Below are 23,999 nucleotides of genomic sequence, written 5' to 3'. Positions count from 1 at the left end.
ACCCGGATGCCACTGCTGGGACGGTGGCATCCGGGCCTTACCCCCGTTGGGCAAGGATTTCAGGAGGCGCGCGGGGTCACGAACGTGTCGTTGATGACGTAGCCGTCGAGGCCGTACGTCTCCCCGTACTCGATGAGATCGCTGGTGCGGTTGAGGAAACCGCGCCCGTTGTTGTTCAGCGAGGTGTTGCACAGCACGCTGAACCCGGTCTGCTCGCGGAACGCCTCGAGCAGGTCGGTGATGCCGGCGTTGCGTTCCCGCGTCACCGTCTGGGTGCGGGCCGTCCCGTCGACGTGCGTGATGGCCTTCAGCTCGTCGGACGTGACGTGGTTGAAGTACAGCATGTACGGGTCCTGCACCGAGCCGACGAACCACTTCGGAGCGTCGGATTCCAGCGCGATCGGGGCGATCGGTCGGTAGTCCTCGCGGCGCTTGATCTTGTTGAGCCGCACGGTGGTGTCCACGGTGAACGGCGCGGCGAGGATCGACCGGTTGCCCAGCGCCCGCGGGCCCATCTCGTACCGGCCGCGTGCCCAGCCGATGATGTTGCCGTCCTTGATGTACTTCGCGACCTCGCTCGCCACGAGCGGCCGCGTCTCGTACTTCGCGGGATCCGGGACGACGTCCTCGACGAAGTTCTCCCCCGCGTAGACGTCCCACTCGATGGTCGCCTGTCCGGTGTAGAACCATTGCGCGTCGATGGCCGTGCCCAGCGCGGAGCCGCTGTCGTTCGGGCAAGGCGGCACGAACACCGAGGAGAACAGGCCGCTCTCCCGCCACAGCCGGTTCCAATCGCAGTTCAGGCCGCAGCCACCGGAGATCAGCAGCGGCAGGCCTTCGGTGAGGTTCTTCTCCGCGTAGTCGTAGAAGCGGTTGAAGATCGCCTGCGAGTGCTTCGCCGCCGCGTTGCGGTATTCCTGCGACCACACACCCGCGTTGTACAGATGGGACCAGGACATCTCCTCTTTGGACAGACCGAGGATGATGCCGTCGCGGTCGAGGATGAAGTCGATGGTCTTCTGCTCGTCCGGCGTGAGCGGGCCCGGCTCGGCGAACCCGGTCAGCGCCATCTGCTTGCCGGCGTCGTTGAACCGGAACTTCCCCTTGCCCAGCGGGAAACCCGGGTCCGCCAGCGCGAAGAGATACGCGTACTTCGCGCCGGGGTCGGTCAGGACGTGCTGCAGGTGGGTGGCCTCGCCGCGCTCGTCGATCCGGTAGAAGTCACCGATGTTCCCTTCCCACACCAGGGAGTAGTACGCCTGGCCGGGTGCCGCGGGGGCCATCCCGAGGGAGGTGTAGATGTGCGAGCGCTCGTGGGTGGAGGAGAAGTACCGCACGTCCTTGCCGAAGAACTTGCCCGCCTCGTCGGAGATCGCGCCCTCGCCGACACCGAAGTATCCGGTGCGGGACGGCGGTTCCACCGAGAACTCCCCCTTGACCCAGCCGCCGAGCGCGACCACGTCGGGCTGCTTGTCGAGCATGCCCGCCGCACGCGCCATCAGCTCGCCGGTGATCCGGTCGTAGCGCGGGTAGTTGTCCTTTTCCGACTCCAGCGCGAACAGCAGCTTGCCGTCCTCGATCGCCACGATCCCGCCATCGTGGCCCTCCTTCATCGACAGAATCAGCATTGTGTCACCGAATTTCGCTCGCCTTCATTCGTCGACTCATTCAAGCCGCGCGGCCCGTTGACCGGAAGCTCGGCGCGGGGAGAACAATCAACCTTCGGACGAGCCACCCGGCAGGGTGCGCACGGCCTCGTGGCGCAGCGATTCGAACGCGTTCTTCCGCGCCCGGTGACCGGCCATCGGGACGGCGGCGGCGAACGGGCCGGGCTCCCGTTGCCGTTCGGAGGCGAACGCGCTGACCAACCGGGACACCGCGTACCGGCCGGCGACGTTGGCGCGCTGGAGGAGCCCGGCGTCCACCACGGACTCGAGGAGCTCGTCGGCGGTCTCGATCATGATGCCCATCGCCGCGGCGACGCCGATCGACGTCGTCCAGCCCGCCCCGGTCTGCCCGAAGTGGTGGATGGCCTCCCGTTCGGTGGGCGAAAGCTGTTCGTACGCCGCGATGAACCGGTCCCGCACGTTGACGTCACCGACGCAGAGGCTGTCCATGAGCCGTTCGCGATCGGCGAGCTGACCCGCCGTGTACGCGATCGCCCACTCCGGACGGGCGGCGATCTTGCGGCCCACGATGTTGATCGCCAACGGGAGGTCCCCGCACAGTTCGGCGATCATGTCGGTGGCGTCGTGTTCCGCCCGCACCCGGGCCGGTCCGGCGATCCGGCCGATCAAAGCCAGGGATTCCTTGCGGGAAAACGTATCCAGCTCGACACGGTTCGTGTCCTCCAGCCCGAGCAGCCGGGCGCGGCTGGTCACCACGACCTGGCTGTGCGGGGCCTGGCCCAGCAATGGCCGCACCTGACCCTCGTCCCGAACCCCGGCCAGGAGCACGAACAACCTGCGCTCCGCCAGCAGGGACCGGTACAGCCCGATCCGCTGCATCGGATCGTCGGGCACGAGATGCGCCGGCACGCCGAGCGCGCGCAGGAATCCGCGCACGATCCCGTTGGCCGACCGGCCGCCGGTTCCGCTGCCGCCCAGATCGGCGTAGAGCTGCCCGTCCGGGAAATCCGCCGCCACCTCTTCCGCCAGCCGCAAGGCGAAAGCCGTCTTCCCCACCCCGATCGGACCACTGACGAGCAACGGCACCTTCACCGGGCCGCTCGCGCCGATCATCTCCGCGGCGTCGGCCAGATCCCCTTCCCTGCCGACGAAAGTCCTCGATCCCATCGGCAGCTGGGCCGGACGGGCGAGCCGGATGACGCCGGATGCCAACGCGTGCACGCCATCCGGCGGTGCTTCGGCCTGCTGCGGCACGGACGCGCGTTCCTCACGCACCTCCGCGCCGCCACCCGTCTGTCCCGCGACGCTCCGCCAACGCCGTTCCCACGCCGCGCGATCCCCACCGCACGCGGAGACGAACGCCAACGTCACGGCGAGAGTGGGCAACCGGTGGCCACTCGCCGCGCTGGACAGCACGGAAGGTGCGAACAGTGCCGTCCTGGCGAGTTCCCGGTAACTCGGGTTTCCCGCCCGGTTCCTCAAAACGCGCAGATCGTGAGCGAATGCGGCGATCGGACCAGTGGAGCCGTCCAACGGTCGCTCGGGTCTGCCCATGCCAACTCCTCCCCTGGATGGGGTAACGCAATCGCACTGCGTGACCGTCATCCTTGCAGCCTTCCTGGCCCTAACCCTAAAGGACCAATGAACGATGCAGCAGATACAAATAGGTGACTCAATGTACAAAGTCCAATAGTTGGACGCGGAAATTCACCCCCTTGGTGGCACCGGATAGGGTTCGCCCATGTCTGCTCCCCTGCCGCCACTCGCCGAACTCCGGCGAGCCGCCGAAGTGTTCAACGGCTTCGCGAATGTGGACGCCTCATGGCTTCGACTCGTGGAAGAAACGCAGTCCGCGATCGACCTGTCACAGCCCGCACATCGCACAATTCTTCTTCGCTGGCTCAACTCGTGGGGATGCCGGATCCGGTACCCGCGGGAAGGCGAGCCGGCCCCCTTCGACGACGGGGTCCTCACCTGGTGGGAGACCTGGAACGTCACCCTGCCCACCACCGACCTCGCCGACCTGACCGACGAGGGGATCGACACCGCCGCGAAGGCGTACGCGGACCTCGCGGGTGTCGCCGTCTCAGCGGGACGGACGAGGCGTACGCTGGGCCCGACCGCCGCGGCCAAGGCACTGTATGCGTTGCGGCCCAACACGATCATGCCGTGGGACGCCGCCATCGCGGCGGCCCTCCACGGCGCGCGTGACGGCGCCGCGTTCGGGAGACATCTGCGACTCGGCCGCGCGTGGGCCGCCGCGGTGATCGCGGAGGCGGGAGACGGCGGGGCGGGGATCCCCGCCCTGATGGGCAGGCCCGTGTCACTGGCGAAGATCCTCGACGAGTACCTCTACGTCGTCTTCACCATGGGCGCCAAGGGTGACTGGGGAACGGACAGCGGAGAATGGTGGAAATATGGTAACCGGGGATGACGTCAGAGAGATCGTTTCGGGGCTGCCCCGCGCCTATGAGGCGCTGGTCCGGGACCGGGCGAAGTTCCGCGTGGGGCGAATCGTCTTCCTTTCGCTCTCGCCCGACGAAACCGTGATGGGATTCGGCTATCCCAAAGAAGAGCGGGAAGCGCTGGTGGCGGGCGAGCCGGACAAGTTCATGATGCCGATTCCGTCCGATATGCGCTATCAGTGGGTCCGCGCCCGGCTGTCCGCGCTCGATTACGAAGAGTTACGAGAGCTGATCGTCGACTCGTGGCGAATGTGCGTCCCGAAGAAGGTCTGGGCCGAATACCTGGAAAAGAACCCGAGCTGAACTACTCCTTTCGGAGTGCGCCGTTCAGCCCCCTCGATTGCCCTTTTCGGTCCCGTGAATTGCGGGTTCGCGTGATCAGACGGACGACACGCGTGATCAGATGGACGACACACGCGAACTCCGTCCAGTCACGCGTGTCGTCCCTCCAGTCACGCGTGTCGTCCGTCTGATCACGCGAGTTGCGGGCCCAAGCACGCGTGAAGGCCCCCTTCCCTCGGCTGAGCCGTGGGAAGGGGGCCTTCACGCGCGAAAGGAGTTACTCCGCGACTTCTTCGATCGCCGAGGTGCCGCGGGAGCCGGGGTTCCCGTACCGCTCCCAGACCTCGTTCAGGCGGATCCGCCCGTCCGGCAGGAACTCCGGGGTGTTGGTGCTGTGCCCCGAGATCACCTGACCGCTGGCCAGCACCATCGTGTAGGCCATGTCGATCGTCCCGTCTTCGCCGCATTTCCCGGTCAGCGAGCCGAGCCGCACGCCGCCGCCGGTCAGCTCGGCCCACACCAGATCGTCCTTCTGCCGGTACAGGGTGACCGGCGCGTCCGGGTCGGTGCTGACCTTGCGGAACCGTTTCCCGTCGTAGTTGATCATCCGTCCTGCTCCGTCCGTGCCGGTGAACCAGGGAACCAGAGGTCGTCCGCGGTGAGATCCGCGAGGTCGTACTTCCCGAGCGCGCTGGCGAGCAACCGCAGTTCGAGCTCCAGGCACCGCACCAGCCGCACGAGCCCGTCGGTCGGGTCCTCGTCGACGGCGAGCAGCGCCGCCCGGCCGAGGCCGACCGCCGAAGCGCCCATCGCCAGGCACTTCAGCGCGCGGGCGCCTTCCCAGATCCGCCCCGACACCAGCAGCGACGCGTCGTGTTTGCCGACCCGCCGCAGGCATTCCACCAGCGGCAGCCCGACCTGGTCGAGGAAGACCGACGGCGCCCAGCCGGTGCCGCCCTCCGCACCGTCCACGGTGACCGCGTCCGCTCCCGCCGCCCACGCGACCCGCGCCGCCTCGCCGACGTCGCGGCCCGGGTGCAGCTTCACCCAGGCGCGGGCGCGCGGGTAGTTGTTGCGCATCAGGTGGATCTGCTGGCGCAGGATCTCCCCGGTGAACGTGCCGGGACTGCTGGACCGCAGCACCATGGCCTGATCCCTGCCGAACGCTTCGTCCACTGTGTACTGTTCGGCGATCTCGCCGGCGGCCGTGCGCGAGAGCACGGTCATCCCGCCGAGCCCCGGTTTGGCGCCCTGACCGACCTTGAGCTCGAACGCCAGCCGCCCGGTCTCCAGCAGTTTCGTCGCGGACGGGTCGCTGTAGACGAGGTTCCACACCTCCGCGTCCGCGTCCTCGGTGCTCTGCTGGACGACGACGCCGCCCAGCCCGTCCGGTACGGCGTCGGCGTACGCGCGGATCCGCCCGAGCAGGCCGTCCTCGACGCTCTCGCCCATCCGGCCGTAACCGTGCATGGGCACGACGTTCTCGCCGATCACCATCGGCATCCCGAGCCTGCCCGCCTGCTCGCTCGCGGCGATCCCGAGACCGCTGCCCGCGACCTGCGTGGACCCGAACGCGCACAGGAACACCGGCGACGGCGCGGTGAACCCGCCGAGCACGGTCGACAAGCCGACGTCGCCGTACACCGGTTCGCGCGCGAGGTCGAACATCTTCTCCAGGCGCCGCGGGACGAACACCGGCGGCACGATCCGCGCGCGGTCGAGTTCGTCCGGCGGGGTGTCGACGTCCGCGCCGAACAGCGACCGGCCGTATCCCGCGACGTCGGGGAAGATCGCCGCGCTGCCTTCTCTCGCCCTGGCCCGGATCGCGTCCTCCGGGAGCTGCCGCGCGGTGATCACGGCGTCGCGATCCCGGGCAGCTTCGGATACGCGTTCGCCTGCCAGATCGCGTCCAGCCCGGCGATGTAGCGCGTCACCCGCTCCAGCCCCATCCCGAACCCGGCGCTCGGCGGCAGCCCTTCGCGCGCGAGGTCGAGGTACCAGGCGTACTTCGCCGGGTTCTCCCCCGTCTCCCGCATCCGCTCGATCAGCCGCCGGTACTCGTGCGTGCGTTCGCCGCCGCTGCAGAGCTCACCGAACCCGTCGGAGGCGATGAGGTCGAAGTTCCGCAGCACCCCGGGTTCGGTGCTGGACTCGCCGTCGGTGAACCCGCGCGACCCCTTGGGGTAGTCGACGATGAAGAACGGCCGGTTCGTCTGCTCGGAGATGATCCGCTCGCCCTGCCAGTCGATCTCCGCGTCGGCGCTCTGCCCGTGCCGCAGGCCCTGCAGCCGCGACACCGCCTCGCGATGCGTCATCCGCTCGAAGTCCTCTTCCAGCAGCGCCGTGAACGCCTCCTGGTCCCGGCCCAGTGTGGCGAGGTCCACTTTGGACTCCCGCAGGGTGTGGGCGACGATGTGCCGCAGCAGGCCCTGCGCGATGTCGAGGACCTCCTCGCGGCTCGCACGGGCGACCTCGACGTCGATCTGGGTGAACTCGACCAGATGCCGTCCCGTGGTCGAGGTCTCCAGCGGCTCCAGCCGCACGTTCGGGGCGACGTAGAAGATCTTGTCGAACGCGAGCAGCGAGGCCTGCTTGTACAGGATGACGCTGGTCATCATCTTGTACTTGTGCCCGTAGTAGTCCACGTCGACCTGTTTGGCGCCACGGCATCCCGGGTCGGTGACCGGCCCGATCAACGGCGGCTGCAGTTCCACGAACCCGTTCATGCCGAGGTACTCGCGGGTGCCGGCGGTGATGCTGTTCTGGATGCGCAGGGCCGCCTGCGTCACCGGCGACGTCAGATGTTCGCGGGTGCCCGGCGGCAGCGCCGCGTCCGGTGTTCCGGTCATGTCCTACTCCCCTGTGTCAGTCGGTTCACGGTCTCGATTCCGGGTAACCCGTACTTCTCGTCGAACGACCGCTCGACGTACCGGAGCGCGTCCAGCAGATCGTTCGAGGTCATCCGCCGGTCGCCGGGCAGGTCGACGAGATCGCCCAGCGGCATCGCGCCGATCCGCTGCCACTCCAGGCGGCCGCCGTCGGCCAGCCGCCCGCGGGCGCGGCCGGCGTTGTCCGGGTGCAGGCAGAACGGAACGTCCAGGTGGCCGCGCGCGAACGCGGTGACCAACGCCCTGCCGAGGTCGTTGTCGAGCGAAAGAACGTTGTCCACCAACGCTTTCGCCTGCGCGTGGATCCCGGTGTCACCGAGCCTGCCGATCCGGGAGACACCCCGCGCGGCCTCGGCGGCGTGCTCCAGCGCGGTCACGTTCTCCGCCACGGTCGGCAGCCGGTGCGCTTCGGCGGTGGTCTTGACGATCAGCCTGCTCGCGCCGGTGCGGGCCGCCAGCCGCGCGGACTCCGCGATCAGTTCCAGCGCGCCGCCCGGTGTCCTCGGATAGACGCCCATGTAGCCGTAGATCACCACGTGCGTCCGCGCGTGCGGCACGTATTCCCTGATCAGCGCCTGCAGCGCGGCGACGGCCTCCTCGTCCTGCCCGGCGTGGGTCTGCTGCGCGTAGCTGAAGGACAGGCAGCGGATCCCGTGCCGCCAGAAGAACATCCCCTCCAGCACGCTCAGCGCGACCAGCAGCGCGGGCGGGCACAGCTGGCCCATCATGCAGCCGCCGAAGGTCTCCAGATGCGGTTCCAGTTCGGGACCCCGGGCCTCGGCCAGCGTCTCGCAGGAACGCCGCCAGTTGTCGACGGCCGCCGAAAGCGGCATCCGGCTGTACGGCAGGCAATACGACACCGGGCCGCCCTCGGTCGCGTGCAGCCCGAAGTCCAGCAGCGCCCGCACGATCCGGCGGGGATCCGCCGAACCGTGCCGCACCTGCACCGGGAAATCCCCGGTCAGCACGCCGTCGAGCAACGCCGCCGTCGTCACGGGATCGTGGTCGACGAGCGGATACCCGTTGAGATCGGCGCCCGCCGCCAACGCCGCGCGCGCCGCCTCGTGGTCGCCGACCCTGGTGTAGCTGTCGATCGTGATCGTGCCGACCGTCGCGGCCCGCGCCGACCGGGTCGCCAGCAGCCCCCTGGTCATCCGTCCCGGATCGGCGAACCCCATCCGGGGCTGGACGACCAGCTCCCCCTGCGCGTGGTGGCGCGCGACCACCTCGCCGAACGAATGTCCCCGCCGCGGGGCGAGCACGTTCATCCCGCGCCCAGCGGGACACCGGGGGCGCGGACGGACAAGGTGCGAAGGAACGTGCGGAACGGGGTCAGCCCGGCGGAGTCCTCGAACACCGCGTCGAAGCCGGCCTCCAGCAGCCGGGCGGCGTTGCTGCCACCCGTGACGTCGAGCTTCCCGCCGATGACGACCGGCGTCGTGACCAGCTCCGGCCGGGCACGGAAGGCTTCCATCAGCCGGACGCCGTCCTGACGGCCGTGCCCGTTGAGGCTGCTGATCACCAGCAGATCCGGCCGCCGGGTGACGCATTCGCGCACGATGGTCACGTCCGGGACGCAGGCGCCGAGGTTGGTGACCCGGCAGCCCAGTTCCTCCAGCAACAGCTCCAGGTACACCAGGTTCCAGGTGTGCGCGTCGGACGAGAGCCCGGTGACGATCACGTCGAGACCGGCGTCCGGGAGCGTGGGCTGGACGGCTTCGATGGTCATGGTGCGGCGTTCTCCCTCTCTCCTCGGTCCGGCCGCACGTCGATCTCGATCAGCGCGACCGCCTCTTCGGCCAGGCGCGAAGCCTCCGCCGGGCTGTCCGCGGTCACCATCAGATCGCCGACGCGGTCCCACGAACTGCGCAGCCCGTCGAACCGGTCGCCCGCCGAAACACTGACGTCGCACAGGAACACGCCTTCGGACTGCGCCGCCTTCTCCACCCCGCGCACGTCCTCGATGAACCCGGGCTCGATCGACAGGAACCGGACCGCGGCGCCGCCTTCGGCCTTGCGCGGCAACAGGTCCACGACCGGCTCGTCCTTCATCACCGAGAAGTAGGCGCGGTTGAGCTCCACCGGATAGGCGCGCTGGATCAGCTCGATGATGCCGTCGCCGGCGAACCGGCCGGCGCATTCGACCAGGTACGGGACACCGTCCGAGACGATCCACTCGCAGTGGACGATCCCGGTGCGGAACCCGGTCGCGGCGGTGAGCAGCCGCGTCTCCTCGGTCAGCGTCGCGGTCAGCTCGTCCGGGATGTCGGCGGGGACGACATGCGCGAGTTCGATCGGCCGCGGACCGGGGAAGAGCCGTTTGCCGGTGACGTTGGCGAACAATGGCTCGCCGTCGCGCAACAGCATCTCGACGCTGAACTCGTCTCCCTCGACGAAGCTCTCGGCGAGCATCTTCAGCTCCATCGCGCGGTCCGGGACGAAGATCCCCTCGTCCTGCACGACGCAGTTCGTCCACGCCTGCTCGGCCTCGGCCGGGTCGGTGAGCACCTGCGTCCCCACCGACGCCTGCCGGTTCGACGGCTTCAGCACGGTCTTCCCCGGATGCCGCGCCATGAACTCACGGACCTGCTCCGGGCTTTCGACCCGCGCCGACGCCGGGTTCGCGATCCCCGCCGCCCGGCTGACCAGGCGCAGCACCGCCTTGTCCCGCAGGATCTGCGCCGCGCCGAAGCCCGCGCCCGGCAGCCCGTAGCGTTCGGCGAGCCGGGCCGCGAACGGGGTCGCATACTCGGTCAGCGGGACCACCGCGGCCGGGTCGAGGTCGTGGTGGACGTGGTAGAACTCGTCCGCCTTGCCGGGCAGGTGGAACTCCCACTCGATGAGCTCGCGCACCAGCGCCGAACCGGCCACCGTCTTCCGCGCGTCGCGTTTGCGGACGACGTCGGGCTCTTCGACGAAGATGACCGAACCGTCCGGCTGGAAGTCCTTGATGGAGGACCCCAGCGCCGCGGCCACGAACCCGACCAGCACCACCGGGCGCGTCATGACCCCTCCTCGACGTAGTACCAGTTCTCCGGGTTGATCAGCCCGTACGGGTTGATCGGCGAGAAGCCGCGCAGATTCCCCGCGACCTCGAACAACCGCCGCGGGAACGTCGGCATGAAGATCACCGGCGCCTGCTCGGCGATGTACTCCTGGTACTCGTACAGCGCGTCGAGCGAGTCGGTGGTGACCGTTTTCGCGATGAGCTCGTCCGCCTTGGCGTCGCGCCAGTTGCTGAAGTTGCAGGCGGCGCCGCTCTGGAAGAGGTTCTCGCCGGTCGGGTAGTTGTAGACCCAGCCGCCGCCCCAGCAGGACAGCTGCCACATCCGCTTCTCGCCGGGACCGTCCTCCGCCACCAGGACCGACCCCATCACCTCTTCGAGGCGGATCTCGATACCTGCCTTGGCCGCGTCGTCCCGGAACTGCGCCATGAGCCGTGCCAGCGACGGCCTGCCTTCCCAGTAGCGCAAGGAGAAGCTCAGTTCGGTGCCGGCGGGGATGCCCTCGCCCGCTTCACCGGGGCCGGTGCCGGGACGCACGCACACCGCAGGCGACGTGCTGACGTCCCAGCCGTTGTCGGCGAGCAGTTGCCGCGCCTTCTCCAGGTCGAACGGCCAGAACCCGCCGCGTTCGGCGATCTTCGGCGAGACCAGGTCGCTCTTGGGCAGCACCGGGATCGATCCCGTCTGGCTCCAGCCGTAACCCTGGTAGACCTCGCGGGCGCCGTACTCCTGGTCGAAGCAGCTCTGCAGCGCCTGCCGGACATAGGGCTGCCTGATCATGTTCCCCGCGACGGTCGGGTTGCTGAAGTTGACCGCCATGAAGTTGATGTTGAACAGGATCTGCGGCTCCAGCTGGAACCCGTCGCCCAGCGGGTTCGGCCCGCCCTTCGTCGGGTCGCCGTCGGGCTGGACGCCCATCCCCGGCGGCAGGAAACCGACCTGGACGTCGCCGGACCGCAACAGCTCGTACTGCTGCTCGTCCGACGTCGTCGAGACCTGGCGCAGCTCGTCGAGATGCGCCGGATTGGGCCCGCTGTAGTGCTCGTTCGGGACGAAGGTGACGACACCTTCCTCGGTGTAGCTCTTGAGCCTCCACGGCCCGTTCACCACACTCCACACCGGACTGTCGGCCCAGCGCGTGCGGTGCGAGTTGTCCTCCTCGACGACGTCGCCGTTCTCCGCCATGAGGAACTCGTAGACCGCTTCGGCCTGCTCGATGTCGTGCGTGGCGTCGGCCGGGCCGTCCGCGGTGCGGTCCCACGCCTTCGGCATCGGGGTGATCATGGTGAGCTGGTTCAGCAGCACCCAGTTCTTCGAGTACGCCTTGTCGAAGGTGAAGCTCACCTTGTCGTCGGCGACCTTCTCGAACGACACCAGGTTGTCCGGGAAGTAGCCCTCGGAGTAGGCGCCGAACTTCGGCCCCTTCACCTTCAGCATGTTCATCCAGAAGATGACGTTGTCCGCGCAGACCGTCTCGCCGTTGGACCACTTCCACGGTTTGATCCGGACCACGCAGGTGCGGCCGGTCTCGTCCCACACCGGCTCTTCACCGACACTGAGGTCCCAGTCGATCTCCGGCGCGCCGTCCCGGCCCAGCCAGTACAGCGGCCGGTACATCAGCATCTGGAACTCGTAGAGGCTCCGCACGCCGAAGCGCTCGCCCGGGGTGAAGGGGAAGATCACCGCGGGCGGGAACCCGGGCAGGCAGGCCCAGGTCGCCACGCCGCCCTTGATCGGCTTGTCCGTCATGACTTTCGCTTCCTCCGCAGTTCGGCCGCGCTCAGGCGGCGGTCGCCTCGAGAACCTCGGCCGGTCGCTTCTTCTCCTGCGCCGACAACGGTTTCGCCAGACTGAAGTAGGTGCCGATCACGATCGCGCCCTGCAGGATCGCCAGCCCCCAGAACGCGTAGGGCACGGTCGTCGCGTCCGCCAGGGAGGACAGCGCGACGGTCGCCCCGACACCGAGCCCGAGGCCGAGCGCCTGGGTGCTGCCGAAGATCCGGCCGACCCGCTCCTCCGGGCTGGCCCGCATCAGCAGCGTGCGCGCCGCGATCCGGCCCTGCGCGAAACAGAAGCCGGCGAACGGGATCGCCGCCATCAGCGCGATGTAGTGCAGCGGCTGGATCGCCAGGCAGATCAGATTGCCGAGGGTGCCGAGCACGGCCAGATGGATACCCTTGACCCGCTTGCTGACCTTGCCGTACGCCGCCGCGCCGACGATGAACCCGACGCCAGCCAGCGCGTCGACCACGCCGATCATCCACGCGCCCTGGTTGAACGTCTGCAGGATCAGTGTCGTCAGGATGACGTTGGCGACCATCAGGCCGATGTTGCCGTTGGCGTACAGCAGCGCGAGCCGCTTGATCGGCTGGCGCACCGGGGCTTCGGCCGGCGCCGACGGATCGGTGGTGACGGCCTCCTCGACGACCGGTGCCTTGGCGGGTTTGCGGCCGATCGCGTAGACCAGTACGGCCGAGAGGACGAAGCTCAGCGAGTTGAACACGAACAACGGCGTGGCGCCGAACCAGATCACCAGGAAGCCGGCCAGCGAAGACGCCAGCAGCATGCCCGCGTTGCTCGCCATCTCGAAATGCGAGTTGAACTTCCCGAGCCGCTCGTCGCGGATCCGTTCCTTGATGAGGCCGTTGCTCGCGGGCATGAACAACGCCGCGGTGCAGGCGAGCATGAAGTTCGCGATGTAGGAGCCCAGGTTCGCGGGGCCACCGAGCCACAGCCACACCGGCAGCGCGAACGCCGTCATCGCGCTCACCAGGTCCGCCGCCACGCACAGCATCCGGCGGTCGACCTTGTCGACCAGCTTCCCGAACAGGACCGCGAGCGCGACCTGCGGGATGGACACCGCGATGAACAGCCAGCCGACCGCGAGGGTGGTCTGCTCGGCGTGGAAGACCAGGATCGCGGCGGCGGTGATCTGGAAGGCGTTGCCCGCCGTGGTGATGAACCCCGCCGGGACCAGCAGGCGTTCGGCGAGCCGGGAACTCCGGACCGCGTCGGTGGTTGGGGTGCTGTCGAGTGACATGGTGGGTCAGACCTCGCTCGTCGGGGGGAATTCCAGTGAGGGCACGGGGAAGGCCGTGGTGTGCGTGACGTCGAAGGCGGCCGCGGTGATCCGGAGGGCGAACCCGCCCGCCGCGGCGGCGCGTTCGGCGAGGTCGATCAGGATCGGTGAGGCACAGCCGATCAACGCCCGCAGTTCGAGGAAGAGGTCGCCGAGCCGCGCGCGGAGCATCTCCTGGTCGAGGTTGCCCTTCAGGGTGCGTTCCGTCGCCGCCCGCAGGCGTTCGACGTGCTGCACGATCAGATCGGCGGCCCGGCTGAGGCTGAAGTCCTCGAGCTCGTAGTTCAGGGCGAACCGGGAGACCATCGCGGCGGCCCGTTCCGTGGCTTCGGTCGACACCGGGAGCGAGCCGTTCTCGCCGCCGACCTCGGCGGTGAGCTTGGCCAGGGTCTCGGCGAGCTCGTTCCAGGGCGTGACGAGCCGCTCCCCCGCGACCTTTTCCAGTGCGGCGCGGGAGAAGTTGGTCCGCGCGAACTCGGGCGCGGTGAGGTTGAGGTGGAACCGCGCGATGTCGCGGGGCACCTCGGCCGCCAGGTCGCGGGCCCAGACCACGTGTCCCTTGCTGGTGGAGAACTTCTCGTTCTCCAGCTCGTAGAACTCGTTGACCAGCAAGGTGTCCGGGAGGACGTAGCGGCCTTCGAGCGCGATCAGCTCGGCGACGTGGACGACGCCCCAGGTGAACAAGGGATCGAAGCCCATGAACACCACGACCCGCGCGTCGTTCTCCGCGAGCCAGGCGTCGTCGTCGGCGGCCTTCGGCTTGCCGTTGCGCCGCAACGCGTACTCGGTGCAGTACATCGAGGCGGGCATTCCCTCGACCCACGCGTTGAGCCGTTGCCCCGGCGTCTGGAGGAACGGCGCCGGCAGACCCCATTTCACCGGGTACGTGATCGCGAAATCGGGCAACGGCCCGGACAGCAGTTCCCGCATCAGCCCGAGTACGTGCGGCCGCCACGCGGGACCGCGCTCCTCGTAGTAGGCCAGAAGCTGCTCGCGGTACTCCGAGACCGGGAAGACCATGATCTCGGTCTCACGGTAGGTCACCTCGTCGGCCGGGTCGAGCACCGAGTACGGCTCGATCAGCGCGTCGAAGTCGATCGGATGCCCGCAGCCCTCGCAGAATCCGCCGCGGCTGTCGGCGAGGCACGTCGGGCAGCCACCGCCGACGAAACCCTCGACCAGGAACTCGCCCTTGCTCTCACTGTAGGGCAGCCGCACCTTGCGCAGACGCAGCTTTCCCTTGTCGTACAAGCGCTTGACGTAGTCGTAGACGAGTGCCTTGTAGCCGTCGTCGGTCGGCGAGAAGCCGTCGACCTCGACCCCCATCGCCTTGAACGTGCGCTGGATGTTCTCGGTCGACTGCTCCACCAGCTCGGGAGGCGTCAGTCCGACCCTGGCCGCGCTGGTGACGAGGTAGGTCTGGCTGTCGTCAGTGCAGGAGGCGAACACGGCCTCGCGGCCTGCCGCGCGCAGGTACCGGCGGTGCACGTCGGCACCGAGGTACGGGCCGGCGATATGCCCGATGTGCAGGTCACCGTTGGACGTCGGCGGGCCGCCGATGATCACGACCGGTCGCTTGTCGGCCATTCTCACGCCTCCGCCTCGTGCCGGGCGGCGAACTTCACCGTCATGTCGGAGTCCCACCAGATCGCGTACATCTCGAAGTCCTCGGCACCGTCGTTGAGGATGCGGTGCTCGGTGCCGGGCTTGTGGAACTCGATGTCGCCGGGACGGAAGGCGCGGCGCTCTCCCCCGGACTCGACGACCGCCTCGCCGCTGACGGCGATGAAGATCTCGTACTCGTGGTGGGAATGCGCACCCGTCGCGCCGTGCGCGGGCACCGTGACCCAGGCGCCTTCGAACGGCGCGTTCAGCGCCGCCCACGGCAGCAGCCGCTGGCCGTAGGCACCGTTCTCGAAGACCATCTTTTCCCGCTCGAGCGGACGGATCTCCATGACTTCCTCTTCCTTCGTGGGTCAGCGGGTGGCGACGATGGGGGCGGTTTCCGACGTCGGCTGCGGCGGCACCGAGGGGTTCTCACCGCGATGGGCGAGGATGTCCTGCAGGATGTCGTTGGCGCGCGGGGCGAGGACGCTCAGCAGCGAGTCCGCGATCCCGTGTGTCGCCTCGTTGACGCCCTGGAGGTAGACGGCCGCGGTGGCGGGCTGCTCGATCTCCAGCCGGTAGTCGCGGGTCACCTTGATCTCCGACAGCCCGATCGACTTCGCGATCTCCTGCACCATCCTCGGCATCTCCGGGGAGAAGCCGGTGCCGAGCAGCACGAGATCGGTCCGCAGTTCCTGGACCTCGCCGGTACGCCGGTCCGTCAGTTCCAGCACGATCTCGTCGCCCTCGTCGCGGGCGTCGGTGATGTCGCTCATCGTGATCATCGTCAGCCGCGAACGGCCGGAGAGGCGGTCCAGGTAGATCGAGCGGTAGAGCGCGTCCATCGTGCCCGGGGCGAGCCCGGAGTAGTTCGTGTGGTGCATCTCCTTGAGCATCTGCTCGCGCGCTTCGGGCCGCGCATCGAAGAACTTGTCCACATGGGACGGGAAGAACAGCTCGTTGTTGAACTTGCTGCTCTCGTAGTAGTTCAGGCCGATCGACCGCATCACCATGGTCGGCTTGCATTCGGGCAGGTCCTTCTGCACCGCGCTGAACAGTTCCGCCGCGCTCTGCCCGGCGCCGATCACCGCGACGCGGTACGGGAGGTCCTTGCGCAGCTTGGCGATCCTCGGCAGGTACTGCGTGCTGTGGATGACGCGGTCCTGGTTCACCGTCCGGAGCCGGTCGGGGATTCGCGCGTCGCGGCCGGCGCCGACCACCAGGTACCGGCTGCGGATGGTCTCGCCGTCGGCGACGTGGGTGTCCCAGCCGGTGAGCGTGCCGTCCGTCCACACGGGAGTGATTTCGAGGCACTCGCGGCCGCGCTGCAGATCCACCAGGGAAAGCGAGTCGGCCGTCCACTTGAGATAGTCGGCGAGTTCCACCCGGTACGGGACGAAGCTGCCCATGTTGACGAACTCGTTGAGCCGATTGGTGGCGTGCAGGTAGTTGAGGAACGAGAAGCGGCTGCGCGGATTGCGCAGGGTCACCAGGTCCTTGAGGAACGAGACCTGCGAGAGGGCCTCGGGCAGGAGCATCCCCCGCTGCCAGGAGACCTCTTCGTCGCGTTCGAGCAGGACCGATTCGCGGGCCAGTCCGGGCGCGAGCTCTTCCAGCGCCACGGCCAAGGCCAGGTTCGACGGTCCTGCTCCGACTGCGAGCAGCTCGACATCACGGTTCGCCATTTGTTCGCTCCGCCATCTTTGTGAGTGCTGGGAAGGTGTTCTGTGGTTCCGGTGCGCGGTCAGCCACCGGCGGCCACCGAGGGCAGCAGGGGGTGCGCGGTCAGCCGGACCTGGGCCATGGCCTTGTCCAGCACCGCTTCGCAGTCGTCGGGATCGATGCCCGCGCAGATCACGTACGCGTGACGCGAGATGAACTCCGCCGGCGGCAGCCGCAGGCGCGAACCCGGCTCGACGAGGCTGTCCGAAGCGAGGATCCCGTTGTTCCGCAAGGAATCCGGCACGGACACGGACTCGACGACACAGTCCTGTTTCGGGTAGCCGAACCGGACGCCTACCCACCGGGGCTCGGCCTCGTGCGGGATGTGGGGGCGCATGCCGAGCGCGACGTCGACCGCGGCCGCGCCGGGGTCGATCCCGGTCGCGAACTTGGCGAGCAACGGGATCAGGTCGCCGCCGAGCCTGCCGTTGATCTCCACGATCACTGGCCCGCGTTCGGTGAGCTTGAGCTCGGTGTGGGTGATGCCGTACCGGAAGTCGATCGCGCCGTGCGCGCGGGCCAGCGTCGAGCGCAGGGCCGGGTCGGCGAGCAGTTCGTCGGCGGAACTGACCAGATGGCCGAGCTCCTCGAAGTACGGATGCATCCCGACCGTCTTGCGCGCGACGAACATCGGCGTGTACTCGCCGTCCACGACGGCGCCGTCCACACTGATCTCCGGGCCGGTCAGGTACTCCTCGACCAGCGCCCCGCCCTTGTAGGCGGGAGAGCCGTTGAAGCTGGCGTCCTCCGCGGTCCGGAACGCCTTCCGCACCGCCTCGGCGTCTTCCGCGAGACTGACGCCGATACTGGCCCCGCCGCCGCGCGGTTTGACGACGACCGGGTACCCGATCCGCTCCGCCACGCGGACCGCCTGGTCGTCGTCGTGGACGAACCCGAAATCGGGCTGCGCGACACCGGCCGCGGTGAGCGTCCGCCGGCTGAACCACTTGTCACGGCAGCCTTCGATCGCGGAGACCCCCGCGCCCGGGACGCCGAGTTCGTCCGCGACATGCGCCGCCGCCACGATCAGCGCCTCGTCCCAGCACACCACCCCGAGCACCGGCGTGGTGGCGTGGAGCGCGCGGGCCGCGGCCAGCACGGCGTCCTGGTCCTGCGTGTCCAGCACGGTCGCGCCGGTGATGTAGCGCTCCTGCCAGGTCGGTTCGGTCCCGTTGAACAACCACAAGGGATGCCGGTGCCCGGCCGACGCCAACAGGTACTCCCGGTACGGCCGCATCCCGCAGCCGATCACCAGGACAACACCCTCCGCTGAGCTCATTCCCTCTCCCCACCAGCCCGTCACTTCGTCGCGGGCTACTACATCCCGGGGGCGGGTTGACCGGAACCCTTGATTCGGGAAGAACAATCAACGGGATGCGTGGTGAGGGCGCGGTTGCTACGAGGAATGCCCAGTCGGCTTTTGGAGGGCCGCTTCGTAAGCGGCGGCGAGGCGGTCCAGCACGCTGGGACCTTCCTTGGCCGGGGCTCCCAGGTGGACGACCCGCAGTTCCGCCATGAACTCGGCCCACAGTTCCGGCCCGCCCTCGGCGAGCAGTTCGGCCCGCACCCTCAGGCGCTCGGTCGTCGGACGATGCCGGAGCCCCCAGGAACCGACGTGCGCGAACACGGGGACCAGCTGGATCGACGCCTCGGTCAGGCTGTACGCGGCCCGTTTGCCGGGGCCGGCGTCCTCGCGGGTCAGCAGGCCGGCTTTGACCAGCCGCTTCAGTCTGTCGGACAGGATGTTGGAAGCGATCCCCTCTTCGGATCCGGCGAGCAGCTCCCGGAAATGGCGCCGGGTGCCGAACATGATGTCCCGCAGCACGAGCAGGCTCCAGCTGTCGCCGAACGCCTCGACCGCGGCGTTGATCGGACAGCCCGAACGGGCGGGTTCCGCCATCCCTTCACCTCCCGAAGAAGTGGTTGCAAACCACCATCGGTCACTTTATCGTGAAGCAACCGATTGCAGATCGCAACCAGTTGGAGGCCGTGATGCTCGAACCCCGGACCGCGGATGGGAAGGTGCTCTGGCACTTCACGATGTCGCTCGACGGTTTCGTCGCGGGCCCGGGCCACGGCATGGACTGGATGACCGGCACCACCTTCCGGCCAGGGCTGGTCGGCGAATACGCCGCGACCACCGGCGCCGTCCTCGGCGGCCGCGACGGCTGGGACGCCTACCCCGATCCCGGCGGGATCTACGGCGGCGCTTGGCAGGGCCCGCTGTTCGTCCTCACCCATCACCCCGAGGACGCCACGCCCACCCCTGGGGTCACGTTCCTGAACTGCGGCGTGGCCGAAGCCGTCCAGATCGGCCTGGACGCAGCGAACGGGAAGAACCTCGAAGTGTTCTCGCCGGACATCGGCCGCCAGTTGCTCGCCTTGGGGTTGATCGACGAGATCGACCTGCACATCGCGCCGGTGCTGCTCGGTGATGGCGTCCGGCTGTACGACAATCCCGGCGGCGCGCCGATCCGGCTGCACGGGCTCGGTACGGAAGATCCGCGTGCGGCGATCGACGTGCGGTTCCGGCCGGCTTAGTTCCGGTTGCCGTACGACTGCTCGCACGGGTACCCGTCGCGGTCGGCGTCCCAGCTCAGCGGGCGGCCCGCGTTCACCCAGGCGTTGTACGCGTACGTGTACGAGAACCCTTCGGCGAACAGGCGCTGGCACGACGTGAGCGAAGGCGCCCGGGTGACCGTCACCGGCGGCTCTACGACGACCACCGAAGTGGCGGGCGGCGCGACGACGGCGGTGGTCGTGGTGTTCGGCGGCGGGACGATCTCCCGCACCACGGTGACCGGCGTCCCGGCCGTCGTCGTCCCGCACCCGCTCAATGCCGCGACGGCACCCGCCGATACCAGCAGTGCCGCGACCATCCTGTTCATCTTCTCGCCTCCCGATGGAACCGCCGAATCCTCACGCGAGGAGAACGGCGGTTTCACCGGTGACATAACGGGTTTCGCGCGATCGGAGCCGCAAGTCCCCGGAAGTCGGGAGCTTAGGCACGGACCGGGCAGGGCCGGAAGACCCTAGGATTGAATGACGTTCACCATCCACGAGATGCCGAACTTGTCGGTGCAGGCACCGAATTCGTCGCCCCACATCTGCTTTTCGAAGGGAACCGAAACGGTACCTTCGGCGGAGAGTTTCTCCCAGTATCCGCGCAATTCCTCACCGTCGTCGCCACTGAGGCTGACCGACACGTTGGTGCCCGGTCGGTGCTCCATTCCCGGCGGCGTGTCCGACGCCATGATCGTGTAGCCGCTCGGGGAATCGAGCTGGCTGTGCATGATCTGATCCTCCGCCGGCGTTCCCGCCATACCGGACTCACCGAACGTATTCAGCGTCAGTTCTCCGCCGAACACCGACTTGTAGAACTCCATGGCCTGCCGGGCGTCGCCGGCGAAGCTGATGTAGGGATTGAGACGAGAAGCCACTGGAACGCTCCTTCTGGTCGGGTCACGAGCATCCTGACAGACGCCTCCCGACGCGACAACGGCTGGACTACGGCCGGGTGAATCCTTCGCGCAACGAAAATTCACCGCCGTTCACCGAATTCGTGAGCGATTTCCCGAATGCCGCTTTAATGTCGGCACATGCCCGCGTTCCGGATCCACCCCGCGACGGCCGACCGGTTCGGCGACGTCGCGACCATCCTCAATCCGAACGGGAACGACCGCGCCTGCTGGTGTCTCGCCTACCGCGCGAAACCCGCGGACTACAGCCGGTTGCGCGGTGACGAACGCGCCGAACACGTCCGCGCGCTGTGCGCGGCGGACCCGGCGCCCGGCGTGCTCGCCTACGACGGCGCCACCCCGGTCGGCTGGTGCGGCGTCGGCCCGCGCGCGCACCTGCACCGGATGACGCGTTCCCGCACGATGCCGTCCATCGACGACGTTCCGGCGTGGACGGTCGTCTGTTTCGTCGTGCGGGCGGGCCATCGCCGGAAGGGCGTGGCGCACGCGCTGCTGGACGGCGCCGTCTCCTACGCGCGCTCGCATGGCGCCCCGGTCATCGAGGGCTATCCCGTCGATCCCGGCGGAGGGCGGATCAACTCTTCCGCGGCCCATGTGGGGACCATCGGCCTGTTCGCGGCCGCGGGGTTCGAACTCGTCGAGGAGACCCGGGCGCGATCGGACCGGAAGCCGCGCTGGCTCATGCGGCTGGACCTGCGCTCTTGAGCGACGCCTCCGCGGCCGAAGGAGGCCCTTCACCGCATCAGACGCGGCGAAGGACGCCTTCAGCCCACCACAGTTCCGCCCTCACAGTCGACCGCTCCCCGATAGCTACCGATTGACTTTCGATAGATAACGCGCGAAACTCGATGCATGATCACAGGTCAACGGGCGGTCGCGCCCCTCCGGGTGTTCCTCGTGCTGCTCTTCGGGATCCTGGTCCTCTTCCAGACCATGTCCCTGCCGGGTCAGTTCGCGCATATGGCACGGCAAGATCCGGAAATGGCGTACCTGCGCTGGCCCGCGACGGCGGTCTCCGTCTTCTGGGTGCTGTGCGTCCAGGTCGTGGTCGTCGCCACCTGGCAACTGCTCTCCCTGGTCAAGAAGGACCGCATCTTCACCGAAGCGTCCTTGAGATGGGTGGACGTCATCGTCTGGGCGATCCTCGCGGGCTGGGTGGTGCTGGCGGGCGTGTTCCTCTACATCGGCTTCAACGCCGACGACCCCGGCCTGCCGCTGCTGTTGTTCCTGGCGTTGATCGGCGTCGCCGTGCTGGGGCTGCTCATGATCGTGATGCGCACCCTGCTGCGGCAGGCCACCACCCTGCGCTCCGACCTCGAACAGGTGATCTGATGCCGATCGTCGTCCGCATCGACGTCGAACTGGCCAAGCGCAAGCTGAGCGTCGGCGAGTTCGCCGAACTCGTCGGGCTCACCCCGGCGAACGTCGCGGTGCTGAAGAACGGCCGCGCCAAGGCCGTCCGGTTCAGCACCCTCGAAGCGATGTGCCGGGTGCTCGAATGCCAGCCCGGAGACCTGCTCGAGTGGGTCCCAGACGAGCCTTAAGCCGCCGAGAACTTCAGGTGGAAGTTGTCCAGCGTCGCGGGCAACGGCCGCTCCGGCCCGAGGACGGCACCGGAGGCCAGCTCGAAGCGCCGGTCCTTGATCAGCCACGCCAGCATCGTGCTCGCGCAGAACAACACCAGATCCCGGCCGGGGCAGATGGCGGGACCGGCGCTGAACGGGACCAGCGCCGGATTCGCCGCCGCGCTGCCGTCCAGCCAGATCCCGGGTTCGAACCGGTCGGCGTAGGGCAGCGATTCGGGATCGCGGTGGAAGAACGGGGTGAAGATCAGCACCGTGGTCCCCGCGGGGCCCCACGCCGTCTCGGCCGTGCTCTCGCGCAGCAGCGCGGGAGTGGTCGGCCACAGCCGGACCGATTCGAGGGCGCAGACGCGCAGGTACGGGAACTGGCCGGGCACGGTCAGGTCGGCGTCCGCGACCTCCTCGTCGGCGCGTTCACGGGCGGCCGGATGGGTGGCCAGCAGCGCGAGCGCGCGGAAGGTGACGATCCCGGCGGCGTCGAAGGCGAAGAGCCAGTGGGCGACCTGGTCGGCGACGACCTCCATCGTCCGCTCGCCCGCCGGGCCCGCCGCCGCGATGGCCTCGGCGAGGCTCCCCGGCTCCGCCCGTTCCAGATGGCCGATGAGCCGCGTGCGGAACTGATCGTGGAGCCGGTCGCGCCGCGGGTGCGCGTACGCCCAGTTCGCGTCCTTCCGCAGCCGGGCGAGCATGTCGGTGAGACCGTCGTCGCCCGCCGCGGACTCGCCGAGCGTGACCCGGCGGACGATCCGCCACCAGGCCACGTTGAAGGTGTCCCAGTCCAGCGTGCCGCCGTCCCAGAGCGACGCCGCCTCCTCGCCGATCGCCGCGGCGAAGGGAGCGGCCAGGTCGTGCAACGGCTTGCCCGGTTCGAGGACCTCCTCGTTGAATTCGCGGCGCGGCGCCCGCTCCACCGCGTCGGAGATGAGGACGCCGTGGGGTTGGAAATGTCCCAGTGCCGCCCGCTTCTCCTTGGTCGACGGGCTGAACGGGACGGGCGCGGCGGCGAGCACGTCACCGACGTCGTCCCCCGACAGCGCCAGATCGATCGTCCGGCCGGGCACCCGCAGACGCAACGGTCCCGGACCGTACTGCGACCGGAGCCGGCACAACAGCCGCACGGCGGGACGGTCCAGCTGGAGTTTCTGCGCCGCGGCGAGCCCCAGTGGCCGCCGTTTGATCACTCCGCCGGCGAGTGTGGGCAGCACGACCCGCAGCGCGACACGCACGGTGTCCTGAACGGAAGCGATGGCTGGTTCGGTCGTAGTCGCCATGACGAAGGGCTACCCGGCACGGCGCGCGCGTAATCGGTTTGTCCCACGGCCGGGCGGGGCATCCGGCCTCCATGGCGACCAAGGCACCCGGGGCGGATCCGCCCGAAACCGCCGACCTGGGCGAACTGCGTTCGGCGGCGTCCGGCTGCCGCGGCTGTGACCTGTACCGCGACGCCACCCAGACCGTCTTCGGCGAAGGTCCCCGCGCGGCGGAGATCATGGTGGTCGGCGAACAACCCGGGGACCAGGAGGATCGGCAGGGCGCCCCGTTCGTGGGGCCCGCTGGGCGGTTGCTCGACCGGGCGCTCGACGAAGCGGGTTTCGACCGCCGGAAGATCTACGTCACCAACGCGGTCAAGCACTTCAAGTTCAAACGCGACGAACGCGGCAAGCGGCGGATCCACAAGACGCCGTCGAAGACCGAGATCGTGGCCTGCCGCCCGTGGCTGCACGCCGAACTGGCGGCGGTCCGCCCGGATCTGCTGATCTTCCTCGGCGCGACGGCGGCGAAGGCGCTGCTGGGCGACGACTTCCGCATCACGCGCAGCCGCGGCGAGCGGATCGACCTCGCCGAATTCGCCACCACCGCGGTCGCCACGGTTCATCCGTCCGCGGTCCTGCGCGCGCCGGATCGCGACGAGGCCTATCAGGCCTTCGTCGCGGATCTCGTGGCGGCGCGCGGCGCCCGCTGAATCAAGCCACTTCGGAGCTGCTGCCGCGGTCGTGCAGGCCGAGCATGTCCAGCAAGGTCGCGCAGTCTTCGGGGCTCTTGGCCCGCGAAGCCACGGCCAGGGCCGCCCTACGACGGATGGCCTCCTGCTCCGGTGTGTCCTGGCCTTCCGGCAGCAGGTCCGGCACCGGATGAAGCCCGAGTTCGTTGTGCATCGGTTTCCCCCTTGGCTGAAGGATGACGTGACTGCTTGGTACCCGCGTTCGCGGGTTTGAACACAGGTGTCCCCGTTCGGGTGCGCAGAGACACAGAGCGACTGCTC

At 68.6% G+C, this 23,999-nt stretch carries 26 protein-coding genes; 7 read left to right on the top strand and 19 right to left on the bottom strand.

Annotation, left to right across the window (positions count from 1 at the left end):
- Positions 1-59: 59 nt before the first annotated feature.
- Complete coding sequence (locus ED92_RS30705) at positions 60-1,628, bottom strand: carbamoyltransferase C-terminal domain-containing protein (RefSeq protein WP_037344321.1); 1,569 nt, start codon at positions 1,626-1,628, stop codon at positions 60-62.
- A gap of 87 nt (positions 1,629-1,715) precedes the next feature.
- A complete protein-coding gene (locus tag ED92_RS30700) occupies positions 1,716-3,182 on the bottom strand; it encodes an NB-ARC domain-containing protein (RefSeq protein WP_037344319.1) in 1,467 nt (488 codons plus the stop codon).
- Positions 3,183-3,369: 187 nt separating this feature from the next.
- Between ED92_RS30700 and ED92_RS30695 the strand changes: the two genes are divergently transcribed.
- Positions 3,370-4,062, top strand: a complete 693-nt coding sequence (locus ED92_RS30695) for a hypothetical protein (RefSeq protein WP_037344317.1) — start codon at positions 3,370-3,372, stop codon at positions 4,060-4,062.
- On the top strand, positions 4,046-4,396 hold the full coding sequence (locus ED92_RS30690) for an MmcQ/YjbR family DNA-binding protein (RefSeq protein ID WP_037344315.1): 351 nt from the start codon (positions 4,046-4,048) through the stop codon (positions 4,394-4,396). Before ED92_RS30695 ends, ED92_RS30690 begins: the two co-directional genes overlap by 17 nt.
- Positions 4,397-4,652: 256 nt before the next feature.
- On the opposite strand, the gene ED92_RS30685 is transcribed toward ED92_RS30690, so the two are convergent.
- From ED92_RS30685 to ED92_RS30625, 13 genes are all read right to left on the bottom strand, one after another.
- A complete protein-coding gene (locus ED92_RS30685; protein ID WP_037344313.1) occupies positions 4,653-4,982 on the bottom strand; it encodes a hypothetical protein in 330 nt (109 codons plus the stop codon).
- The gene (locus ED92_RS30680; protein ID WP_037344311.1) at positions 4,979-6,232 is read right to left on the bottom strand and encodes a glutamate synthase-related protein; all 1,254 of its coding nucleotides are present in this window, start codon (positions 6,230-6,232) and stop codon (positions 4,979-4,981) included. Before ED92_RS30680 ends, ED92_RS30685 begins: the two co-directional genes overlap by 4 nt.
- Positions 6,229-7,224 (bottom strand): asparagine synthetase A, encoded by a 996-nt coding sequence (locus ED92_RS30675; RefSeq protein WP_037344309.1) that lies wholly within the window; start codon positions 7,222-7,224, stop codon positions 6,229-6,231. The genes ED92_RS30680 and ED92_RS30675 overlap by 4 nt, the downstream gene beginning before the upstream one ends.
- Positions 7,221-8,531 (bottom strand): methylaspartate mutase, encoded by a 1,311-nt coding sequence (locus ED92_RS30670; RefSeq protein WP_037344307.1) that lies wholly within the window; start codon positions 8,529-8,531, stop codon positions 7,221-7,223. The genes ED92_RS30675 and ED92_RS30670 overlap by 4 nt, the downstream gene beginning before the upstream one ends.
- Positions 8,528-8,992: a cobalamin B12-binding domain-containing protein gene (locus tag ED92_RS30665; protein WP_037344305.1), complete on the bottom strand. Its 465-nt coding sequence runs from the start codon at positions 8,990-8,992 to the stop codon at positions 8,528-8,530. Before ED92_RS30665 ends, ED92_RS30670 begins: the two co-directional genes overlap by 4 nt.
- The gene (locus ED92_RS30660) at positions 8,989-10,269 is read right to left on the bottom strand and encodes an ATP-grasp domain-containing protein (protein WP_037344303.1); all 1,281 of its coding nucleotides are present in this window, start codon (positions 10,267-10,269) and stop codon (positions 8,989-8,991) included. Before ED92_RS30660 ends, ED92_RS30665 begins: the two co-directional genes overlap by 4 nt.
- On the bottom strand, positions 10,266-12,017 hold the full coding sequence (locus tag ED92_RS30655; RefSeq protein WP_037344302.1) for an ABC transporter substrate-binding protein: 1,752 nt from the start codon (positions 12,015-12,017) through the stop codon (positions 10,266-10,268). The genes ED92_RS30660 and ED92_RS30655 overlap by 4 nt, the downstream gene beginning before the upstream one ends.
- Positions 12,018-12,048: 31 nt before the next feature.
- Positions 12,049-13,308, bottom strand: a complete 1,260-nt coding sequence (locus ED92_RS30650; RefSeq protein ID WP_037344300.1) for an MFS transporter — start codon at positions 13,306-13,308, stop codon at positions 12,049-12,051.
- 6 nt (positions 13,309-13,314) lie between these two features.
- Entirely contained in the window at positions 13,315-14,934 is a 1,620-nt protein-coding gene (locus ED92_RS30645; RefSeq protein ID WP_037344298.1) for a class I tRNA ligase family protein, read from the bottom strand.
- A 2-nt stretch (positions 14,935-14,936) separates the two neighbouring features.
- A complete protein-coding gene (locus ED92_RS30640) occupies positions 14,937-15,302 on the bottom strand; it encodes a cupin domain-containing protein (protein WP_037344297.1) in 366 nt (121 codons plus the stop codon).
- A 21-nt stretch (positions 15,303-15,323) separates the two neighbouring features.
- A complete protein-coding gene (locus tag ED92_RS30635; protein ID WP_037344296.1) occupies positions 15,324-16,637 on the bottom strand; it encodes a lysine N(6)-hydroxylase/L-ornithine N(5)-oxygenase family protein in 1,314 nt (437 codons plus the stop codon).
- Positions 16,638-16,696: 59 nt separating this feature from the next.
- Entirely contained in the window at positions 16,697-17,953 is a 1,257-nt protein-coding gene (locus ED92_RS30630; protein ID WP_037344295.1) for an ATP-grasp domain-containing protein, read from the bottom strand.
- 117 nt (positions 17,954-18,070) lie between these two features.
- On the bottom strand, positions 18,071-18,574 hold the full coding sequence (locus tag ED92_RS30625) for a helix-turn-helix domain-containing protein (RefSeq protein ID WP_037344294.1): 504 nt from the start codon (positions 18,572-18,574) through the stop codon (positions 18,071-18,073).
- A gap of 92 nt (positions 18,575-18,666) precedes the next feature.
- On the opposite strand from ED92_RS30625, the gene ED92_RS30620 reads away from it, so the two are divergent.
- On the top strand, positions 18,667-19,215 hold the full coding sequence (locus ED92_RS30620) for a dihydrofolate reductase family protein (RefSeq protein WP_037344293.1): 549 nt from the start codon (positions 18,667-18,669) through the stop codon (positions 19,213-19,215).
- Here ED92_RS30620 and ED92_RS30615 read toward each other — a convergent pair.
- Complete coding sequence (locus tag ED92_RS30615) at positions 19,212-19,562, bottom strand: hypothetical protein (protein ID WP_235213397.1); 351 nt, start codon at positions 19,560-19,562, stop codon at positions 19,212-19,214. The genes ED92_RS30620 and ED92_RS30615 overlap by 4 nt on opposite strands.
- Positions 19,563-19,706: 144 nt before the next feature.
- Positions 19,707-20,114 carry a VOC family protein gene (locus tag ED92_RS30610; RefSeq protein ID WP_037344292.1) on the bottom strand — a complete coding sequence of 136 codons (408 nt, stop codon included), beginning with the start codon at positions 20,112-20,114 and terminating at the stop codon, positions 19,707-19,709.
- Positions 20,115-20,273: 159 nt separating this feature from the next.
- Here ED92_RS30610 and ED92_RS30605 point away from each other — a divergent pair, with 159 nt between their 5' ends.
- From ED92_RS30605 to ED92_RS30595, 3 genes are all read left to right on the top strand, one after another.
- On the top strand, positions 20,274-20,858 hold the full coding sequence (locus tag ED92_RS30605; protein ID WP_037344291.1) for a GNAT family N-acetyltransferase: 585 nt from the start codon (positions 20,274-20,276) through the stop codon (positions 20,856-20,858).
- A 147-nt stretch (positions 20,859-21,005) separates the two neighbouring features.
- A complete protein-coding gene (locus ED92_RS30600) occupies positions 21,006-21,485 on the top strand; it encodes a DUF2975 domain-containing protein (protein ID WP_037344290.1) in 480 nt (159 codons plus the stop codon).
- The gene (locus ED92_RS30595) at positions 21,485-21,697 is read left to right on the top strand and encodes a helix-turn-helix transcriptional regulator (RefSeq protein ID WP_016333493.1); all 213 of its coding nucleotides are present in this window, start codon (positions 21,485-21,487) and stop codon (positions 21,695-21,697) included. The genes ED92_RS30600 and ED92_RS30595 overlap by 1 nt, the downstream gene beginning before the upstream one ends.
- Here the strand turns inward: ED92_RS30595 and ED92_RS30590 are convergent.
- Positions 21,694-23,007, bottom strand: a complete 1,314-nt coding sequence (locus tag ED92_RS30590; protein WP_037344289.1) for a cytochrome P450 — start codon at positions 23,005-23,007, stop codon at positions 21,694-21,696. The genes ED92_RS30595 and ED92_RS30590 overlap by 4 nt on opposite strands.
- A gap of 71 nt (positions 23,008-23,078) precedes the next feature.
- Between ED92_RS30590 and ED92_RS30585 the strand changes: the two genes are divergently transcribed.
- Positions 23,079-23,699 carry a UdgX family uracil-DNA binding protein gene (locus ED92_RS30585; RefSeq protein ID WP_037344605.1) on the top strand — a complete coding sequence of 207 codons (621 nt, stop codon included), beginning with the start codon at positions 23,079-23,081 and terminating at the stop codon, positions 23,697-23,699.
- A 1-nt stretch (position 23,700) separates the two neighbouring features.
- Here the strand turns inward: ED92_RS30585 and ED92_RS30580 are convergent, their stop codons facing one another.
- Positions 23,701-23,892 carry a hypothetical protein gene (locus ED92_RS30580; RefSeq protein ID WP_037344288.1) on the bottom strand — a complete coding sequence of 64 codons (192 nt, stop codon included), beginning with the start codon at positions 23,890-23,892 and terminating at the stop codon, positions 23,701-23,703.
- Positions 23,893-23,999 lie beyond the last annotated feature (107 nt).

The sequence above is a fragment of the Amycolatopsis sp. MJM2582 genome (genome assembly GCF_000754115.1).
Classification (GTDB): Bacteria; Actinomycetota; Actinomycetes; order Mycobacteriales; family Pseudonocardiaceae; genus Amycolatopsis; species Amycolatopsis japonica.
Note: the sequence above shows the minus strand (reverse complement) of the source record. Positions and strands in the feature narration are given on the sequence as shown.

Bases quoted from the DNA above. Each gene is read 5' to 3' on its own strand.
- ED92_RS30670 (WP_037344307.1), bottom strand. From the start codon at position 8,531: ATGAACGTGCTCGCCCCGCGGCGGGGACATTCGTTCGGCGAGGTGGTC.
- ED92_RS30635 (WP_037344296.1), bottom strand. From the start codon at position 16,637: ATGGCGAACCGTGATGTCGAGCTGCTCGCAGTCGGAGCAGGACCGTCG.
- ED92_RS30705 (WP_037344321.1), bottom strand. From the start codon at position 1,628: ATGCTGATTCTGTCGATGAAGGAGGGCCACGATGGCGGGATCGTGGCG.
- ED92_RS30655 (WP_037344302.1), bottom strand. From the start codon at position 12,017: ATGACGGACAAGCCGATCAAGGGCGGCGTGGCGACCTGGGCCTGCCTG.
- ED92_RS30675 (WP_037344309.1), bottom strand. From the start codon at position 7,224: ATGACCGGAACACCGGACGCGGCGCTGCCGCCGGGCACCCGCGAACAT.
- ED92_RS30630 (WP_037344295.1), bottom strand. From the start codon at position 17,953: ATGAGCTCAGCGGAGGGTGTTGTCCTGGTGATCGGCTGCGGGATGCGG.
- ED92_RS30650 (WP_037344300.1), bottom strand. From the start codon at position 13,308: ATGTCACTCGACAGCACCCCAACCACCGACGCGGTCCGGAGTTCCCGG.
- ED92_RS30615 (WP_235213397.1), bottom strand. From the start codon at position 19,562: ATGAACAGGATGGTCGCGGCACTGCTGGTATCGGCGGGTGCCGTCGCG.
- ED92_RS30605 (WP_037344291.1), top strand. From the start codon at position 20,274: ATGCCCGCGTTCCGGATCCACCCCGCGACGGCCGACCGGTTCGGCGAC.
- ED92_RS30665 (WP_037344305.1), bottom strand. From the start codon at position 8,992: ATGACCATCGAAGCCGTCCAGCCCACGCTCCCGGACGCCGGTCTCGAC.
- ED92_RS30700 (WP_037344319.1), bottom strand. From the start codon at position 3,182: ATGGGCAGACCCGAGCGACCGTTGGACGGCTCCACTGGTCCGATCGCC.
- ED92_RS30685 (WP_037344313.1), bottom strand. From the start codon at position 4,982: ATGATCAACTACGACGGGAAACGGTTCCGCAAGGTCAGCACCGACCCG.
- ED92_RS30660 (WP_037344303.1), bottom strand. From the start codon at position 10,269: ATGACGCGCCCGGTGGTGCTGGTCGGGTTCGTGGCCGCGGCGCTGGGG.
- ED92_RS30690 (WP_037344315.1), top strand. From the start codon at position 4,046: ATGGTAACCGGGGATGACGTCAGAGAGATCGTTTCGGGGCTGCCCCGC.
- ED92_RS30645 (WP_037344298.1), bottom strand. From the start codon at position 14,934: ATGGCCGACAAGCGACCGGTCGTGATCATCGGCGGCCCGCCGACGTCC.
- ED92_RS30590 (WP_037344289.1), bottom strand. From the start codon at position 23,007: ATGGCGACTACGACCGAACCAGCCATCGCTTCCGTTCAGGACACCGTG.
- ED92_RS30620 (WP_037344293.1), top strand. From the start codon at position 18,667: ATGCTCGAACCCCGGACCGCGGATGGGAAGGTGCTCTGGCACTTCACG.
- ED92_RS30640 (WP_037344297.1), bottom strand. From the start codon at position 15,302: ATGGAGATCCGTCCGCTCGAGCGGGAAAAGATGGTCTTCGAGAACGGT.
- ED92_RS30585 (WP_037344605.1), top strand. From the start codon at position 23,079: ATGGCGACCAAGGCACCCGGGGCGGATCCGCCCGAAACCGCCGACCTG.
- ED92_RS30695 (WP_037344317.1), top strand. From the start codon at position 3,370: ATGTCTGCTCCCCTGCCGCCACTCGCCGAACTCCGGCGAGCCGCCGAA.
- ED92_RS30595 (WP_016333493.1), top strand. From the start codon at position 21,485: ATGCCGATCGTCGTCCGCATCGACGTCGAACTGGCCAAGCGCAAGCTG.
- ED92_RS30600 (WP_037344290.1), top strand. From the start codon at position 21,006: ATGATCACAGGTCAACGGGCGGTCGCGCCCCTCCGGGTGTTCCTCGTG.
- ED92_RS30625 (WP_037344294.1), bottom strand. From the start codon at position 18,574: ATGGCGGAACCCGCCCGTTCGGGCTGTCCGATCAACGCCGCGGTCGAG.
- ED92_RS30580 (WP_037344288.1), bottom strand. From the start codon at position 23,892: ATGCACAACGAACTCGGGCTTCATCCGGTGCCGGACCTGCTGCCGGAA.